At 70.6% G+C, this 16704-nt stretch carries 17 protein-coding genes and 1 tRNA gene; 9 read left to right on the top strand and 9 right to left on the bottom strand.

Translation table 11 applies throughout. The features are described from left to right. The first annotated feature begins 281 nt into the window (after positions 1 to 281). From O2V63_RS05285 to O2V63_RS05265, 5 genes are all read left to right on the top strand, one after another. Entirely contained in the window at positions 282 to 869 is a 588-nt protein-coding gene (locus O2V63_RS05285) for a hypothetical protein (RefSeq protein WP_269166503.1), read from the top strand. Continuing rightward, a complete protein-coding gene (locus O2V63_RS05280; RefSeq protein WP_269166502.1) occupies positions 866 to 2311 on the top strand; it encodes a hypothetical protein in 1446 nt (481 codons plus the stop codon). Before O2V63_RS05285 ends, O2V63_RS05280 begins: the two co-directional genes overlap by 4 nt. A 1348-nt stretch (positions 2312 to 3659) precedes the next feature. Continuing rightward, positions 3660 to 4814 (top strand): IS110 family transposase, encoded by a 1155-nt coding sequence (locus O2V63_RS05275; RefSeq protein ID WP_269166501.1) that lies wholly within the window; start codon positions 3660 to 3662, stop codon positions 4812 to 4814. A gap of 406 nt (positions 4815 to 5220) precedes the next feature. Next, positions 5221 to 5403 (top strand): hypothetical protein, encoded by a 183-nt coding sequence (locus O2V63_RS05270; protein ID WP_269166500.1) that lies wholly within the window; start codon positions 5221 to 5223, stop codon positions 5401 to 5403. Positions 5404 to 5546: 143 nt separating this feature from the next. Continuing rightward, the gene (locus tag O2V63_RS05265; protein ID WP_269166499.1) at positions 5547 to 5741 is read left to right on the top strand and encodes a helix-turn-helix transcriptional regulator; all 195 of its coding nucleotides are present in this window, start codon (positions 5547 to 5549) and stop codon (positions 5739 to 5741) included. 81 nt (positions 5742 to 5822) lie between these two features. Here the strand turns inward: O2V63_RS05265 and O2V63_RS05260 are convergent, their stop codons facing one another. From O2V63_RS05260 to O2V63_RS05250, 3 genes are all read right to left on the bottom strand, one after another. After that, positions 5823 to 7337, bottom strand: a complete 1515-nt coding sequence (locus O2V63_RS05260; protein WP_269166498.1) for a DUF4062 domain-containing protein — start codon at positions 7335 to 7337, stop codon at positions 5823 to 5825. 131 nt (positions 7338 to 7468) lie between these two features. After that, positions 7469 to 8704, bottom strand: a complete 1236-nt coding sequence (locus O2V63_RS05255; protein WP_269166497.1) for a site-specific integrase — start codon at positions 8702 to 8704, stop codon at positions 7469 to 7471. Positions 8705 to 8814: 110 nt separating this feature from the next. Then, a tRNA-Asn gene (locus O2V63_RS05250) sits at positions 8815 to 8887 on the bottom strand. Positions 8888 to 9032: 145 nt separating this feature from the next. Here O2V63_RS05250 and O2V63_RS05245 point away from each other — a divergent pair. From O2V63_RS05245 to O2V63_RS05235, 3 genes are all read left to right on the top strand, one after another. Next, positions 9033 to 9536 carry a diguanylate cyclase gene (locus O2V63_RS05245; protein ID WP_269166496.1) on the top strand — a complete coding sequence of 168 codons (504 nt, stop codon included), beginning with the start codon at positions 9033 to 9035 and terminating at the stop codon, positions 9534 to 9536. Continuing rightward, positions 9529 to 9723: a GGDEF domain-containing protein gene (locus O2V63_RS05240; protein WP_269166495.1), complete on the top strand. Its 195-nt coding sequence runs from the start codon at positions 9529 to 9531 to the stop codon at positions 9721 to 9723. Before O2V63_RS05245 ends, O2V63_RS05240 begins: the two co-directional genes overlap by 8 nt. 68 nt (positions 9724 to 9791) lie before the next feature. Continuing rightward, positions 9792 to 10004 (top strand): hypothetical protein, encoded by a 213-nt coding sequence (locus O2V63_RS05235; RefSeq protein WP_269166494.1) that lies wholly within the window; start codon positions 9792 to 9794, stop codon positions 10002 to 10004. 7 nt (positions 10005 to 10011) lie between these two features. On the opposite strand, the gene O2V63_RS05230 is transcribed toward O2V63_RS05235, so the two are convergent. From O2V63_RS05230 to dusB, 6 genes are all read right to left on the bottom strand, one after another. Further along, entirely contained in the window at positions 10012 to 10572 is a 561-nt protein-coding gene (locus tag O2V63_RS05230; RefSeq protein ID WP_269166493.1) for a hypothetical protein, read from the bottom strand. Beyond that, positions 10569 to 12455, bottom strand: coding sequence for a DNA primase (gene dnaG / locus O2V63_RS05225; protein ID WP_269166492.1), 1887 nt, complete (start codon positions 12453 to 12455; stop codon positions 10569 to 10571). Before dnaG ends, O2V63_RS05230 begins: the two co-directional genes overlap by 4 nt. Then, positions 12455 to 12952 (bottom strand): hypothetical protein, encoded by a 498-nt coding sequence (locus O2V63_RS05220; protein ID WP_269166491.1) that lies wholly within the window; start codon positions 12950 to 12952, stop codon positions 12455 to 12457. Before O2V63_RS05220 ends, dnaG begins: the two co-directional genes overlap by 1 nt. Before the next feature lie 8 nt (positions 12953 to 12960). Beyond that, the gene (locus O2V63_RS05215) at positions 12961 to 13590 is read right to left on the bottom strand and encodes a YdcF family protein (RefSeq protein ID WP_269166490.1); all 630 of its coding nucleotides are present in this window, start codon (positions 13588 to 13590) and stop codon (positions 12961 to 12963) included. A gap of 70 nt (positions 13591 to 13660) precedes the next feature. Then, complete coding sequence (locus O2V63_RS05210; RefSeq protein WP_269166489.1) at positions 13661 to 14119, bottom strand: hypothetical protein; 459 nt, start codon at positions 14117 to 14119, stop codon at positions 13661 to 13663. A gap of 22 nt (positions 14120 to 14141) precedes the next feature. Beyond that, positions 14142 to 15290: a tRNA dihydrouridine synthase DusB gene (gene dusB / locus O2V63_RS05205; protein WP_269166488.1), complete on the bottom strand. Its 1149-nt coding sequence runs from the start codon at positions 15288 to 15290 to the stop codon at positions 14142 to 14144. A 236-nt stretch (positions 15291 to 15526) separates the two neighbouring features. Between dusB and O2V63_RS05200 the strand changes: the two genes are divergently transcribed. Further along, positions 15527 to 16627, top strand: a complete 1101-nt coding sequence (locus O2V63_RS05200) for a type IV toxin-antitoxin system AbiEi family antitoxin domain-containing protein (RefSeq protein ID WP_269166487.1) — start codon at positions 15527 to 15529, stop codon at positions 16625 to 16627. The last annotated feature ends 77 nt before the right edge of the window (positions 16628 to 16704 follow it).

The raw sequence follows: 16704 nt of genomic DNA, 5'->3' as shown, positions 1-16704 counted from the left end.
GCTTTGCCCCTACTGCGGCTGGTGGCACGTTGTCGGCTACGGCTCGGCGATCGAACGGCCCAGCAAGCCACGCAAACGTCGCTGATCGGGACTGCTTCAGGTTCGGTTGACGCTGGTCTGCCTGGCCGAGCACCCGGGAGACTCGAGAGGGCGTCCGGACGAACGATCCTTGCCTGGTGATACCTCTCATCGCGGTGAAGAGGTCACGTGGCGACTCTTGACCGTTGCGCGCGCCGCCGGTGTGCGCAACGGCTAGGGTCGAGTGCCAGGAGGCGCATCGAGTGGCAAAGGAAACTGCACATCGGATCGGGCACGAGGGTCTGCACGAAATCAAGGAGTGGCTAGAGGCCACGACGAGATTCGCGTTCTCGTACACGGTCTGGGACAGCGAGCCCATGTGCACCCGTGAGTGTCCCGACGGAACCAAGAAGGCGCTCGACCTGGAGGGGAACACCGTGGGAGCGCCCGACGAGCGGCCCCGTCCGGTGAGCGTCGAGTGCAAGAAGTACACGACTGTCGGTGGTCAGGCGGAGGGTTACCGCGAGTTCCTGGCCGTCGCGTACGCCAACACGGTGCACACGATCAACTCGATGGGAGGTGACGCCGAGCGAGAGTTCCTGTGGGTGACGTACCACCCCTTCTCCCAGACGAAATGGAACGAGTTGTTGAGTGTGACTCACCTGCGGGGATGCATTGAGGAGTACGGCAGTCTCCTCGATGGAGCGGTGATAGATGACGACCTATTGTCCAAGGTCGCACAACGGATTGGGGTCCTGTTGGTGCATCAGCGGCAGGTGAATCTCCGGCTGACCAAAGATGAGGCGGGGTTGGCGTTGTACCACCTGCGGAAAGAGGGGTACCGCGCATGAGCACGTTCGTGGAGCAGATCTCAGCCGCGCTGGACACTTCGGATGCTCAGGAGGCAGGGCACCGGGTGCATCAGGTCGTGGCGCAGGAATTGCGCAGCCTGGACCCGACTGCGACGACCGATATCACCGGCTATTTCAACCACTCGTACGTGCCCGATCTCATCATGCAGTGGGGCAAGGGGCGGGAGGCGTTCGAGCGCCCCGTATTCCTGCGGCACTCGTTACGATCGGGCCGCGCATCCGGCGACCTGGCGGACTTCGACCGGAACGACCTCACGGCGTTCTACCTCTCGCTGGCCCCGGAAGAGCCGGAGGAGGAGACCCAGCGAGTCCGCGCCCGTGCCAGAGAACACCGTGAGAGCCGGGTGTTGGTCACCACGGTGGCCGCACTCGACGACCTGACCCCGACCACGGCGACTCCCGACCCGGTGCTTGGGCTGGTGAGGTCCAGCATCGTACGTAGTGCGAAGGGCGCGATCCTCGGATCCGACGTCGAGAACCTCGTTCTTCCTCGTGACCGGCAGATCACGCAGGCGGAGTTGGACGCGTTCTCCGAGACCGTCTCGTCGGTCTTCTCCGAGGACGCGGTGCTCCGCATCAACCGCGTCTTCGGCATCGTCGAACAAGCCCTCGCGGACGAGCCGAGCCTCGAGGCGCTGTTGCTGTCAGGTCGGCTGAGCGAGACCGAGATCCGTGAACTGGTGCCGTATCTTCTCAGCCTCGAAGGCGTGACCCGCGATCGTGACTTCTGGGTGGCGGTGGCGCGGTTGATTGACCTAGCCGAAATCGAGCGTATGTGGCACCAGTTCGCCGACCTCGACCTGACGCCGCTGGCCTCCGCGGCGAGCGGGCTGTGGCGCGCCAAGCGTGTACTGGTGAGCGCGCGGTCCGAGGCGATCGACGACGAGGACTACGACCGCACGCCCCGATGGTCCGTGACCGGCAACCTCCTGTCAGCGGAGGTTGGCAACTGGCGGCTGACGTTCGCCAACAAGGCCCAGAAGTTGAAGACCGCGAATCGCAGCCTGACGTCTGCGCGCTGGGACGACCTCCTGCCAAGCCTGCAGACATACACCGTGACGGCGGTGGACCTAAATGGCGTCACGACCAGAAGCCAGTACGGGGCGCAGGAATCGACGCAAGACATGAAGCAGCGCATCGGCGCGTTCATCGAAACCGCGGACGACTCGTTCTACCTGCCCTCCGTGACGGTCGCGACGGGTTTCGGTGACGAGCGGTCTGAGATCACCGCTGACTTCACGGAGATGATGCTCGACGCGAAGCCCGATACCGACCTGGCGACACTCACGCACACTGCGCTAACGATCCTGGCGTACCGCGATCCCACCGACGAAGCAGACGTGACCGCATTGCTCGCGGGCACCCCGTTGCCGGGAGACGAGGCGGATGAGCCTGAGGACAACCCAAGCGACAACCACTAAGAGAGCCCCTACCGACACGAGTAGTCGTCGCCAGGACTCCCGCGCTCCGTGTTGTTCGCTCGACTTTTCGGCCGGAATGCCCAAGTCAAAGGCACCTCATGGCCTGGGCGTGGCGATCGTTCAACAGAACGAGCACCGGGCGGCACCGTGCAGTGCAGGAGCGGAAGGTGACACTACGGGCATCTCTGAGGGTGTCGACGTCGGAGCAAGGACTGAACGTTCACGGCATAGACACGCATTGTCTGTCGCGTCAGTCTGCATTCTTCGGGACGGTATGCGCATTCCGTGGAAGGAACCCAAGTCGGGAACACCGCAGGACAGAGCAGATGCTCCTCGTCCGCCGTCCCGCAAGACCCGCCCGGTGAATTTCTCGCACCCCGAGGACAACCGGGACAGCCTGCCGGACGGTCGCAGCCTGGTCGTCCGGCAGCCGCTCAACATCCACGCCGACGTGTCGCAGGGGGCCTCGTAACGCGAGCCGGTACATCGCGGGGCTCATCGATCATCAGCACCTGAGTCAGGAAGCACGCGACTTCTCCTCAGTCGTCAATCGCCGTAAATAGCCAACGCCATGGCGCCCGCGACGACCTCACGCCCGCCACTCCGGCCTATTGCGGGCAAGCTCAGGCCTTCACCAAAGAACGGCACGCATGCTACCGAGTTAATGAGACCGCCAAGCTGCCACTACCGCGTGAGGCGAGAACTCAGGCTGACGTCATGGCTCCTGACTGTCGGTGACAATTGCACGACAGAATAGATTACCGTCTTCCTGGCAGTCATGCTTACGACCCCGGGGCTAGCCAGTGAGTCGCGTCCGGCAGGGTTCCTCCACGGGACGACCGCCCGCGAGGACTGGGCCCCGGGGCGGTGACGTGCGGCCATCGCCTCGAGTTGGATGTCACTGGGCAGCGCTCTTCCGGGAACCCAATGCCGGTCATGCGCGGTGACCTAGCCGCGAGGCAACGGACCGTCTCAATCTCAGCAGTGTCAAGAGCGCGCCGCAGAACGGCATCAGTCGCCCCACCGGCGCCACTGCCCACAAACAAGATCATGACCGACACACCTCTTGCACTGATGGGATCGGGCTACCGCAGTCACCCCGTTCCGAGGAGGCTGCGGGCCAAGGGCACCGGGGTCCGGGGCGGTCTGACTCCCACATTTGCTGACGCCGTCGGGCTGTCTGGAAGGTGACCGGTCGGCTGTCACGGCCCCGGTGTCTGCGGCACGACCGGTCGGGCGGGGTGACTTCAGAGGAGCTTGTGCGACCAGGCCCACTCAGTGTCCTGTCCGCCGTCCCGGCCGTGCGTGCCGCACCTCTCATCCGCGCTGCAGCAGAAGAGGAACGGCGATGTCCAGGTTGGCAGAACGCCACGTCCGCGACCACCTCGAGCGCCCCGAATGGCCACCCGGTGCCGTCATCGGCGGAGTGGACACCCACAAGCACATCCACGTCGCCGCGGTCTGCGACCCCCTCGGCCGGGTGCTGGCCAGCGACACCTTCCCCACCACCACCGCCGGGTTCAAGGCGCTGCTCCGGTTCCTGCGTTCCCACGGGGAGCTGGCCGCTGTCGGCATCGAGGGCACCGGCTGCTGGGGCGGTGGACTTGCCCGCTGGCTGGCCGCCCGCGACGTGCACGTCGTCGAGGTCGACCGGCCCAACCGGCAAGCCCGCCGCCGACGCGGCAAGTCCGACACCATCGACGCCGAGGAAGCCGCCCGCGCAGTCGTGGCCGGTCGAGCCCGGACTGTGCCCAAGACCGGCACCGGACCGGTGGAGATGGCCCGCCAGCTACGGGTGGCCCGCCGCTCGGCGATCAAGCAGCGCACCCAAGCCCTGCTCCAGCTCCAGGCCCTGGCCGATACCGCCCCCGACGAGCTGCGCGACACCGTCAAGAAGCTGCGCTACGCCCAGCTCATCGCGACCGCCGCCCGCTTCCGCCCCGGCGAGCTCACCACGACCAGCGCGGCAGCCAAGTACGCGATGAGCGCGCTGGCCCGCCGGATCCAGCACCTCGACGCTGAGATCGAGGGCCTGGACACCCACCTCAAGGCCATCCTCACCGCCGCCCATCCCGACCTGCTCGCCGCTCACGGAGTCGGCCCCGACACCGCCGGCGCCCTCCTGGTCGCCGCCGGGGACAACCCCGAACGATTGGTCAGCGAACAGGCCTTCGCGGCCCTCTGCGGCGCCTCCCCAGTGCAGGCCTCCTCGGGCAACACCCACCGCCACCGGCTCAACCGGGGCGGTGACCGCCAAGCCAACAGCGCGCTCTGGCGCATCGTCCTGGTCCGGATGAAGACCCATCCACCGACCCGGGACTACGTCACCCGCCGCACCGCCGAAGGCCTGGCCAAACGCGACATCATGCGCTGCCTCAAGCGCTACGTCGCCCGCGAGATCTACCACCACATCAGCCCCACCCCGCCGGCCGCGGCCACCCTCCGACTGGTCCCGCCCCTGCCATCAGCAGACCCCGAACAAGCCGCTGCCGACAGCGCTTGACACAAGAGGAGCGTCATCCAGGCCTCTCGTTCCGTCGTGACAGATCGGGGTGACGTCCGGTGGGACATCGATCCGGACAGTGGCCAGCATGAGCAGACGTCGAAGTGCTTCAGGGCGATCGGAGACCCAGCGCCAAGCAAAGAGGCGACAGGTACAGCAGCCGAGCACTTCGCCGTCCGGTGAATCGGGCGCCCATTCGGCCGGGGCAGTCGAGTCTGTCCCCCAGCCCCGGCGGCGCGCCGCGTCGACGTGCGGGTGGTGCGGTGGGCCGATCACCGTCAAGGCGACGGGGCGGCTTCCCAAGTGGTGCTCTGCGACGTGCCGGCAGCGGGCCTGGGAGCAAGTACGCGCGGCCTCATCGGGACTCTCGGCGGTGCAGGTCGTCGAACGACGCGTGGAGACCCCGGTGCCCATCCCGCCGACCCGCCACGATTGGCCGCGCCTGCTCGGCGAGCTCCTCACCCAGCTCGACAGCGGCCGCATCTACAACCGGGACCTGGACGAGCTGTCCGTCGCACTGGCCGCGCTCGGCGTCGCGATGACCCGCCGGCTCTACATCCGCAGCCGTACAGCACCTCGCGCGCCCTGACCACGACGCCGGGGTGACGTGCCAGTCAACCCGGGGTGACGTCGACCTACTGAATGTCACCCCAACGCTGTTGGCAGCAACCGCACGCCACCAGCGCCTCCTCGAGATGACCGGCTCCACCCGTCGTCGTCCGAGGAGATGCCATGGCCATTCGTCTGCTGACCACCGAGGAGGTGGCCGCGCGATTCCGCACCAGCCCGGCCACCGTGCGCTACTGGCGCCACATCGGCATCGGCCCCGCCGGGGTCAAGGCCGGCCGTCGGGTGCTGTACGACGAGGCGGAGTGCGACCGGTGGTGGGAGACCAAGGTCGCGGCGTCGTTGTACGGCAACCGCTAAGCCGATCGGGTATGAACCGGTTCGCCCCGGGAGCTCGTGCCTCCCGGGGCGAACTGTTAACCGCACGCAGAGCGAGCCCTCTCAGAAGCCCGATCGACTGCCGGGGTAGTGCGGGCCGCTCGGTAGAGCGCCGCCCATGCCTGGGAGAGCTGCGAAGTCTTGGTTCTCGCCCCACGCCCCATAGTCGCCGTCGAGGCTCGCAGCAGCGCCCTCGAATGCCTCTGCGCTTCCCTTACACAAGCCGGCCCGCATCAGCGGGTGAGCTTCTCCTGCTTGCTTGACCTGCCTGCGAATGCTCTTGCCAACGGTTGTCCGACGCGCCCTGCCAGCACCATCCTCGATCCGTAGGTACGGACGCTCGCCTCGCGGCGTCTGGAAGCGCTCACTGAGGTGAAGCCGCGCGACCGCGGCGAGATACTCCCAGCGCTCCCATGCTCGGTCGAGCACTGACCCCTCCCAAGCCGGGTCAGCCCCGAGTGCCTTCTCGAAGTACTCCCGCATGGACTTACTGGGCCAGCCGTACGGGTACAGGAGCCCAGCCGAGAGGAGGCTCGCTACCGGAGCATCCTCGTCGCGCATGGGGTCGTCCATGGTCAACTCCTCGGACAGAAGCAACCCGACTAAATCGTCCCGTTTCCCGGCGCACGCCCCTACGCCGGCCGCAGTGAAAACGAGCACGGCAGGGGCCCGCATCATGTCGATCAAGCTCGTGTATCCGCTGCGCCGGGGGCTGCTGTTCAGTTCCTCAACCAAATCACACAAGTATTGATCTAGGTCTGGCGTCCCCCACCGCGCGGCTGCGGCAACGCTCAAGACGAGCGGTGGAGCCGCATCCTCAAGAGCCGCCATTCTCTGAGCGCGCTCGGCATCGAGGTTGGCCACACCGTCGTACTCGGCATCCCCGACGATGAACGGCAGACGCTTGACCTGCTTGATCGCAGTGCCAATGGAGCGTTCAAGACGCGCCTCGCCTCCCGGCAGAGCCAGCGTCTCGCGCAACTCGTCGGAGGTTGAGGTCAGCGAGGGTAGCGGGGGAACTCGTTGGTCGCTCTCCTGGTCGCTCCCGGAGCCCTCATCTACGACGCGCACATCGCCACCGCGCACCCATCCCGGTCGCGGCTCGTTGATGATCGCTTCTCGGATGGCCGTACCGACCTTCTGAGCAAGGTCGCGGGCGTCACTCCAGAACTGAACCGTTTGGCGCTCGCTGTCGCTGACCTTGGCGCGAAGCTTCGCCAGCGACTCACCCTCCTCGCCAACGTCGACGTTCCGTCGGGGCAGGCTGTCGACGTCTTCATGCAGGAAAGCGAGAACAGGAATCCCGCGGCTTTGAGCCTCGTCGTATTCCCGTTCAGTAAAGCTCCGCCCGTCGTCGCCGACGCTGCCGTAGCGGCCCCCGAGGATCAAGACCATGTAGTCGGTGGTTTCGATCGCTGACGTGATCACGTCCCACGGCGGCCGTCCGCTGGCCGTGAAAAGTTCCATCCCAGACGGGATGCAGCGAGACCTCAGCAGCTGCTCTGTCACCTGCTCGCGCTCGTCCACAAGGTCGATGTAGGTCGAGCTGACGAAGACTTGGTAATAGCGCTTCTCCACCCCGCCCACTCTCCTACAGGTCCAACTTCCTTGACGGGCTCATCGACGAACAACTCGCCGTCGCGGACCGTGCATCCCCAGGCGACGCCAAGCAGCAGCATGGCCCCGGTCACCCGAAGGATGGGACCCGGTCACCGACCGAGGACTCGGGCGGCTTCGGCGCTGACCACCTGGCGGCCGAAGTAGACGTCCAGGGTCATCGACGGGTTGGCGTGGCCGAGCTGGTCGGCGACCTGGCGCGGGGTGAAGCCGGCTTCGTCCAAGCGCGTTGCGGCGGTCTTGCGGAAGGTGTGCGAGGTGACCCAGGACCACGGGCCCTCGGTGCAGCGGAGCGGTCGGCCAGCAGCCGTCGTCTTCGTCGCCGGCTGGAAGCCGGTCCCGTCGCACGCCTCGCACTCGAAGGAGTCCAGCAGCTGGCGCAGGTCACCGGAAACGCTGTTCGGGTCGCGCAGCGTGCCGGCCACCGGCGCCGGGAACACCAGCTCGGTGTCCGGCCGGTGTGGTGACGTCAGCCGGCGGCGCACCATGTTGATCGCGAACTCCGGCACGGCGATGATCCGCCAGCCGGCCGCGGTCTTGGTCCGCGGCTGGACGACCATCCCCCTCTTAGGCACACGCACCGCAGTGGCGTTGACCTCCCAGGTGCCGGCATCCAGGTCCAGCAGCGGCCGGCCGGCGGTCTCACCGGTCCGCAGTGCCACCGCCTCGCCGATCCGCGCGCCCGTGGCGAGCATCCAGTCGATCAGGTCGACGACGTCCAGCTCGGCGGCCCGAGCACTCCCCCGCAGCAGCTCGACCAACCGAGCGGTCTCCCCCACCGTCAACGCCCGCGGCGCCTTCTTGGCGCTGGAGTTCAACCGGGCCCCGGAGTCGCGCACGGGGTTGACCATCACCGCACCGTCGGCGATGGCGAGCGCGAACATCCCGGAGAGGCAAGCACGCGCCGTCTTGGCCGCGCTGGGGCCGCTGGTCTGGGCCATCGTGGCCAGCCCCCGGCTGATGACGCCGGGGGTGACTTCGCGCAGGCAGAGCCGGCCGAAGGTGGGGACGACTTGGGCGCGCACCGCCGAGCGGTAGGTGCGCTCGGTGCCGGTCGACCAGCCGTGGTCGGCGGCCAGCCACGCGTCGGCCAACGCCGACACCCGGCTGCCCGCGGTCAGCGAGCCGGTGCCTCCGGGAGAGCGGCGGACGGTCAGCTCCACCTTCAGCGCCCGCTCGGCGGCCGCTCGGGAGGAGGCGGTCTTGGAGACCAGCCGGACCTCGCCGTCGAAGTCGCGGAACTTGACCCGGGCCTTGACCATGCCGTTGGGCATGGTGGCGAACAGCGTCTTGCCGCTGGTGCCCAGCGGTAGCGGTGGACGGCCCACGGGGCACCTCCGGCTCTCGATACTGAGTGCCTAGAGAGTGCCAGGGTGCTCGTGTGATGGGAAGAAGTAAGGCCCTGACCGGCGTCTCCGCTGGTCAGGGCCTTGGCTTGCTCCCCCGATAGGACTTGAACCTATAACCCTGCGATTAACAGTCGCATGCTCTGCCAATTGAGCTACGGGGGATCGGCGGGTGGTGCCCGCGCGCCCTCAGAGATTACCCCACGCCTGGGCCGGTCCCGGGCCGGGGGTGGGTCCCGGCGGGTCGCGCCTCCGGCACCCGACCGGTGAGGACGGTCAAGCCGGGCGTACCGCTGCCGACGCTGTGTGCATGCGGGCGTGGCGGGAGCGAGCAGTCGCGTGCGTGGGCTGCCACATCGGCTGGCGCGCCGTCACGCTCCTCACCATCTGCCTGACCGGCAGCATCCCGCTGTTCGTGGTCAGCGCCTTCCAGCGGTCGGTGGGCGCGCACGCCGACGCCCGGCTCGCTGCTCTGGGCGCCTCGGTCTGGGGGTGCATGGCCGGCTACGTGGCCATCCACCGTCGGCTGGGACCTCGGGACGGCGGCCGCCGCGGCATCGAAGACCGTGCCGGCGCCATCGTGGCCGCAGCCGGCGCGGCCGGTGAACCGGTGACCGTGATGGTGTTGGACCTCGACCACTTCAAGACGGTGAACGACACCCATGGGCAAGCCGTCGGCGACCGGGTGCTGACCGAGGTCGTGCGCCTCGGCGGGGAAGAGCTCGGCTGGGTCGCCCACTTCCCCCGGCCCGGAGGACGTCGCGCGAGCCGCGGAGCGGCTGCTCGCCGCCGTGCGGGACCTGTCGGTGCCTGACCTGCCGCCGGTCACCGTCAGCATCGGGGTGGTCACCTCGGAGCCGCCGCCCGGTCAGGACCCGGTCGACGCGGTCCTCTCCCTGCTCAGCACCGCCGACCGGGCGCTGTACGAGGCCAAGCGGGCCGGGCGCGACCGGATCGCCTACGCCGCCGACCGCCCGCGCGAGCTGAGCCCGACCTCCTGAGCTCGACGGGTCGGAACACCGCTGGGCCGGTAGCGTGATCACTTCCGCCCCAACCCAGGAGGTCCCCCGTGGCCAAGCTGTCCTTCCTCGCCGGCTTCGGTGCCGGTTACGTCCTCGGTGCCAAGGCCGGCCGTGAGCGCTACGAGCAGATCCGCCGCGCCTACAACCACGCCAAGGACGACCCTCGCCTGCAGACCGCCGCCGGCGTGGCCCAGGCACGTGCCGACGCCGCCGTCGACTCGGTGAAGCACCGGCTGGGGAACGAGACCGGCAGCAAGTGACCCCGGGTCAGCGGCTGGGGTCGTCGGCGTCCACCGCTGCGGCCAGGCGGTCACGGGCGATCTGCCGGGCCACCGGGTCGTCCCGGTCGGCGTCGTCGTCGAAGACCACGGTCCACTCCCGCGCCGCCTGACCGGGCACCCGGCGGGCCACCAGCAGCACCCCTCCCCCCGTGGGCAGCGGGTGCCGCTGGCTGGTCACCACGGTGCGGTCGACCCGGCTGCGCAGCATGCCGGGCAGCCCGCCGGCCTCCCGCAGCACGTGCCGCTGCGGCGCCTGGCGGGCCTGCACCCCGGGCTCCACCTCGACCAGCGGCGTCACCACGAACGTGCCTCCCGCGCCGGCCGCGCTCCACCGTGCGGTGCCGATCTCATGCCACGCCAGCAGGGTCACGTCCTCACCCGAGCCGGCCGGGACGACGCGCAGGCCGCGCGAGGTGGCCACGGTCCAGCCACCGTCGACCCGCTCCCCCCACGCCAGGGCCCGCTCCTCGGCGTCCACGTCGAGCGCCGCGCGCACCGGCTCCGGTGGGCGGGCGAACCTCCCGCGCACCCGCTCGATCAGGCTCACGGGGTCAGCCCGCCGGACGCCCGCTTGCGGAGCGAGATGGCCAGCTGCTCGAGGTCCATCAGCTTCTTGAACGCCCGCATGTACTCGTCCTGCGCCTCGATCGGGTTGGTGCGCTGCAGCTTGCCCTTGAGCGCGGCGATCTCCCGGACGGTGGCCATCTCGTGCAGCCGGGCCATCAGCGCGTTCACGTAGGTCGGGTCGTTCTCCCCCACCGCGTGCAGCGGCTCGACGGCCAGCGCGGTCAGCATCGCCTTGGCGGTGTCCCGGTCGCAGTGCGCCGTCACCTCCTCCAACCACGCCGCCCCGGTCGTCGTCGCCCCGGCCGCTCCCCCGGCAGCCGACACCGCCGCGGCGACCGCGGCGTAGTCCGGGTGCGTGTAGGAGCTCGGCTCCACCGCGTCGAACTGCGGCCCGGCGATCTCCGGGCACTGCAGGGCGGCCTTCACCGCCTCGCGCTCCACCTCGACCGCGGCGTCGTCCGGCGTCCGCTGCGGCGTGCGCGGGCGAGACCTCGGGCGCTCGCCGCCGTTCTCCCCGGCCAGCTGGCGCACCCGGGCCACGACCTCGGTCTCGTCGGGCAGGCCGAGCAGGCCGGCCAGCCGGCGGGCGTACGCCGGGCGCAGCGCATGGTCCTTGATCTGGGCGAGCAGCGGCGCCGTCTTGTCCAGGGCAGCCACCCGGCCCTCGACGGTGTCCAGGTCGTACCCGGCCAGCGTCGTCCGCAGCACGAACTCGATCAGCGGCGTGCGCCGGCCGATCAGGTCACGCACGGCGGCGTCCCCGTGCGCCTGGCGCAGTTCGCACGGGTCGCGGCCCTCCTGCTCCACCGCGACGAAGGTCTGCGCCACGAAGCGCTGGTCCTCCTTGAACGACTTCATCGCCGCCGCCTGGCCGGCCGCGTCGCCGTCGAAGGTGTAGACGACCTCCCCGCGGAACTCGTCCTGGTCCATCAGCAGCCGGCGCAGCACGTTGATGTGCTCGGGCCCGAACGCGGTGCCGCAGGAGGCCACCGCCGTGGTCACCCCGGCGACGTGGCAGGCCATCACGTCGGTGTAGCCCTCCACGACGACGGCCTGGTGGTTGCGGGCGATGTCGCGCTTGGCCCGCTCCACGCCGTAGAGCACCGAGCTCTTCTTGTAGAGCGGGGTCTCCGGGGTGTTCAGGTACTTGGGGCCAGGGTCGTCGTCCATCAGCTTGCGGGCACCGAAGCCGATGACGTCGCCGGTCAGGTCGCGGATCGGCCAGAGCAGCCGGCGGTGGAACCGGTCGATCAGCGTGCCGCGGGAGGACTCCTTGGCCAGTCCGCCGGTGACCAGCTCGCTCTGGGTGTACCCGAGGCCGCGCAGGTGCCGGGTCAGGGTGTCCCAGCCGCCGGGGGCGTAGCCGCAGTTGAAGTCCAGGGCAACCTGCCGGTCGAAGCCGCGGTCGGCGAGGAACGACCGGGCCGGTGCGGCTTCCGGCGTCATCAGCTGGCTCGCGTAGAACTCAGCGGCGGCGGTGTTGGCCGCCACCAGCCGGGCCCGCTGGCCGGCGTGCGCGCGGTCCGGGCCGGCGGTGGCCCGGCCGCCGTCGTCCTCGTACTGCAGCTGCACCCCGGCGCGGCCGGCGAGCAGCTCGACCGCCTCGGAGAAGGAGAGGTGGTCGATCTCCTGCACGAACCGGATGACGTCGCCACCGACCCCACAACCAAAGCAGTGGTACAGGCCTCGCGAGGGGGTGACCTGGAAGGACGGCGACTTCTCGTCGTGGAACGGGCAGAGCCCCTTGAGGCTGCCGCCGCCGGCGCGCTTGAGCTGCAGGTGCTCGCCGATGATCTCGTCGATCTTGGTCCGCTCGCGGACCAGCGCGATGTCCGCCGCGCGGATGCGTCCCCGCGCGGCCATCAGCTCGCCGCCGCGGCGATGCGCCGCCGGCCCAGCACGAACTCGAACCACAGCAGGAAGACGGCCGAGTCCAGCGGGAGGCCGGGCTCGGTGGTCAGCGTGGGCCGCGGCTTCCAGCCGCCGGTGGTGCCGCTCTCGGCGAGCCGGCGGCCACCGCTGTCGTAGCGATGGGTGCCCTTCCACACCGACGTCCTCGCCACGTCGACGGTCAGGCCGTCGAGCTCCATCGTCCAGGAGTCCTTCCAGACCGAGACCTGGTGGGCGCGCAACCGCACGCTGTCCGCCGGTTCCTGGGCCCAGCGACCGACCAGCTCACGGCTGCCCCCCCGTTGGAAGGCCCAGTGCCGGTCACCCACCTCCGCCGTGGCGGCCTCCTTCCAGTTGGCGGCCTCCTTCCAGGTGGCGGCGCGCAGCGTCGCCACCACGGCACCGTCGGAGAGCACCGGGACGACGCCCCGCTCGGTGCCGTGCGACCCGCTCTTGCCCAGCTCCAGCATGGTGCTCCTCAGCCGATCCCGGGTGCGCCGGCGACGCTCTCGCCGGTCGCGCGGTAGAGCAGGTAGGCGGCGGTCTCCCGCATGATGTAGCGGAACTGGGTGGCGCGGGTCTGCACGGCCGGCCCCTGCCGGGTGGGTGAGCTCCACGCGTCCAGCCCGGCGTCCTCGGCCATCCGCTCGGCGCGCATCGCGTGCCACGGGTCGCTGACCAGGACGGCGCTGCTCCAGTCCCGTGCGTCGAACTCGGCCGCCACTGCGCGCACGCTCTCCAGCGTGTCGACGCCCTCGGGCACGGCCAGCAGTGCGTCCGTGGGCACGCCGGTCTGGGCCAGGTAGTCGCGGCCCGCCTCGGCCTCGGAGAACGCGTCGCCGGTCGCCTTGCCGCCCACCGTCACGATCACCGGGGCCACACCCTCCTCGTAGAGCTCCCGGGCGTGCTCCAGCCGGGCCTCGAAGATGGAGGACGGGACGCCGTTGTACTGCGCCGAGCCGAGCACCACGATCGCGTCGGACGTGGGCCGCGCGTCCTGCCGGGCGACCCACCAGATGGCCGTGGCCGTGGACGCGGCCAGCAGCAGGGCCGCCGTCACCGCCGCCCCGAGCACCCGGACGCCCAGTCGCCCCGCCACCGCTGCCACCCGTCATGGGTACCACGGCCGGCCGACACCGGTGACACCCCTGGGGACGGTGTGCCGACCGCTGCCGGGCTCACCCGGCGGTGCTGGTCCCGCAGACCTTCGTGCCGCCCTCGGGCACGACCGTCAGCGTCGTGGTGGTGACCGCGCCGCCGTCGTCCCAGCGGACGTCGACCAGCTGCACCGGCTCCCCGTCGACCTCGCTGCCACGGGAACCGACCACCTGCGGGTCGCCCGGCTGCAGGTACTCGCCGGCCAGGTCGTCGGGGGCCACCCGGGCGCGCTCCGCGTCGCACAGGAGGCCGTGGGACGTCTCCAGGTCGCCCTGGCTCAGCGCGGCGGCGAACACCCCGGCCACCTGGCGAGCCTGGTCCTCACCGGACCCCTTGAAGACCGGCATCAGCGCGACCATGAGCACCCCCAGCAGCACCGTGCCGCCGAAGATGAGCACCAGCAGCTTGTTGTGGTTCCTGGGGGTACCCGTGTGCAGCGGTGCCGGGTCGTCGTCGTAGAGGAAGGGCCCCTGGGTCACCGCTGTGCTCCTGTCGTGGTGCTCATCCGCCGCCGACCAGCAGCTCGGCGCCGGCCGGGGGCCGGGGGTCGTCGCGGTCGGCGAGCCAGCCCTCGGGGAGGGCGACCGGCCGCGGCGGCGTGGTGCGCCCCCGCGGGGCACCGAGCACGCCCTCGGGGTAGGGCTGGTCGGGGATCCCGTCGAGCAGACCGGCCAGCTCGTCGAGCCCGGAGACCATGGCCAGTGCGCGCCGCACGTCGGAGGGGACCGAGAACCCCTTGAGGTACCAGGCGACGTGCTTGCGGAAGTCGCTGCAGCCGTGCACCTCGCCCTGGTCGGCGGCGAGCAGGGTGGCGTGCCGGTGCATGATCTCGGCCACCTGCCGGAAGCTGGGCAGCGTGCGGTGCGGCGAACCGGCGAACGCAGCGGCCAGGTCGCCGAACAGCCACGGGCGACCCAGGCAACCCCGGCCCACCACGACGCCGGCACAGCCCGTCTCGGCCACCATCCGCAGCGCGTCGTCGGCTTCCCACAGGTCGCCGTTGCCCAGCACCGGGATGGAGACCTCCTCCACCAGCCGGGCGATGTGCGACCAGTCGGCGGTGCCGCTGTAGAGCTGGTCGGCGGTGCGCCCGTGCAGGGTGATCGCCGCGGCGCCCTCGTCCTGCGCGATCCGGCCGGCGTCCAGGTAGGTGACGTGCTCGGCGTCGATGCCCACCCGCGTCTTGACCGTCACCGGGACGTCGCCGGCGGCCTGTACCGCGGCGCGCACGATGTTGCCGAACAGCCGGCGGCGCCACGGCAGGGCCGAACCGCCGCCCTTGCGGGTCACCTTGGGCACCGGGCAGCCGAAGTTGAGGTCGATGTGCGCGGGGCGGGTGCCGGCGACCTGCTCGTCGACGAGCATCTCCACCGCCCGCCCGACGGTGGCCGGGTCGACGCCGTAGAGCTGCACGCTGAACGCGTCGGCCTCCCCCGGGGCGGCCTGCACCATCTTCAGCGTCTTGGCGTTGCGCTCGACCAGCGCCCGCGTGGTGATCATCTCGCAGACGTAGAGGCCCGCCCCGAACTCCCGGCACAGCGTGCGGAAGGCCGGGTTGGTGATCCCGGCCATCGGCGCCAGCACCACCGCCGGGTCGACCGTCAGCGACCCCAGCTGCAGCGCCGGCGCGCGCTCGAGGGTGCTGGTCACGACGTCCAGGGTAGGTGGCTCGGCTGTGTGCCCGGCCTCACGCCGTATTCGCCGGGCTGAGCCGCGCGGGGCGGGGTTGAGCCGGCAGCGCACGCGGCTCTTCCCTGCGGAGGCCGGGTCGAGCCGCTAGCGCAGAGCACCAACTCCGTGCCGCCCAGCGTCCCCGTCCCGGTCGGCCGTGCACAGGTCGCACGGATCGGGCACCTCCCGGCCGGCCCCGGGCGGAACCTCGGACCGTGCTCCGCTCCCCCGCCGTCCCGCTCGCCCTGGACGAACCCAGTCGCCGCCGACTGGGCATCGTCACCACTGCAGACCTCAGCGCCGCCGGGGTCACCAAGACCGAGATCGCCAGCGCGGTGCGTCGGGGCAGTTGGGTGCGGCTGCGGCCCGGCGTCCTGGTCACCGCGGCGGACCTCGCCGAGGTCCAGCGCACCGGACGACGTCCCGGCCTGGACGCGCTGGCGCTGACCACGGCGTTGGGCCGGCCGGACGCCGTCCTGAGCGGCGCGACCGCGGCTTGGATCTGGGGGCTGCCTCGACCACGGTCGGCCGTGTCGGTGGTGGAGCTGACCGATCCGCACCGGTGGCGACGTGGGCGCGGGTGGCTGATGACCCGGGCCACCCTGCCGGACGACGAGGTGACCGTCCGCGGCGCCTACCGGGTCACCACGGCCGCCCGCACCCTGGTCGACGCCGCCAGGGCCTGGCCGGAGGTGCACGCCGTCGCCGCCGTCGATGCTGCACTGCTCCGCGGGCTGACCACTCGGCAGGAGTTGGCCCGGGTGCTGGACCGTCAGGCGTACGTGCCGGGCATCCCCCGCGCGGTCCGTGCCGTCGCGCTCGCCGACGGTCGCGCCGAGTCGTGGCTGGAGACGCACGGCCGACTCAGCTTCGCCGCGCTGGGCCTGCCGCCGTTCGTCCCGCAGGTCGAGCTGTGGGTCGGCGGACGGCTGGTGAAGGTCGCCGACGGTTGGTACTCGGGGCCGGCGCTGGCGGTCGAGTTCGACGGTCAGGTCAAGTACCGCCGGCCGTCCTTCGGGCGCACCCCCGAGGAGGAGTTGTGGCGGGAGAAGCGGGACGAGGACCTGCTGCGGTCGCTGGGCATCCAGTTCGTCCGGGTCGCCACCGACGACCTGGCCGGGGGACGGCGCGCTCTCGACCAGCAGGTGCGTCGTTCGCTGGCGCGGCCGGGCCCCGAGGTCCGGGAGTTCCGCGAGGTGCCCCGGGCCGAGGGCCGGCCCCGCACCGAGGACACCGGGGACGACGGCTGGTTGCCCCGGGCCGACGACCGCATCGGAACGCCCGGGCCCGGGTTGACCCGGACGGCGGAGGGTTGAGCCGCGGGCGCACGCGGCTCAACCCCTCCGCCCCCGGGTTGAGCCGGGCGGGCCGGGCCTGGGACGACCGGCCCGGC

Origin of the sequence: Modestobacter sp. VKM Ac-2977 (genome assembly GCF_026968045.1) — a bacterium.
Taxonomy (GTDB): domain Bacteria; phylum Actinomycetota; class Actinomycetes; order Mycobacteriales; family Geodermatophilaceae; genus Modestobacter.
The sequence above is the reverse complement of the archived record's forward strand: the minus strand, read 5'-3'. Positions and strand labels throughout refer to the sequence as shown.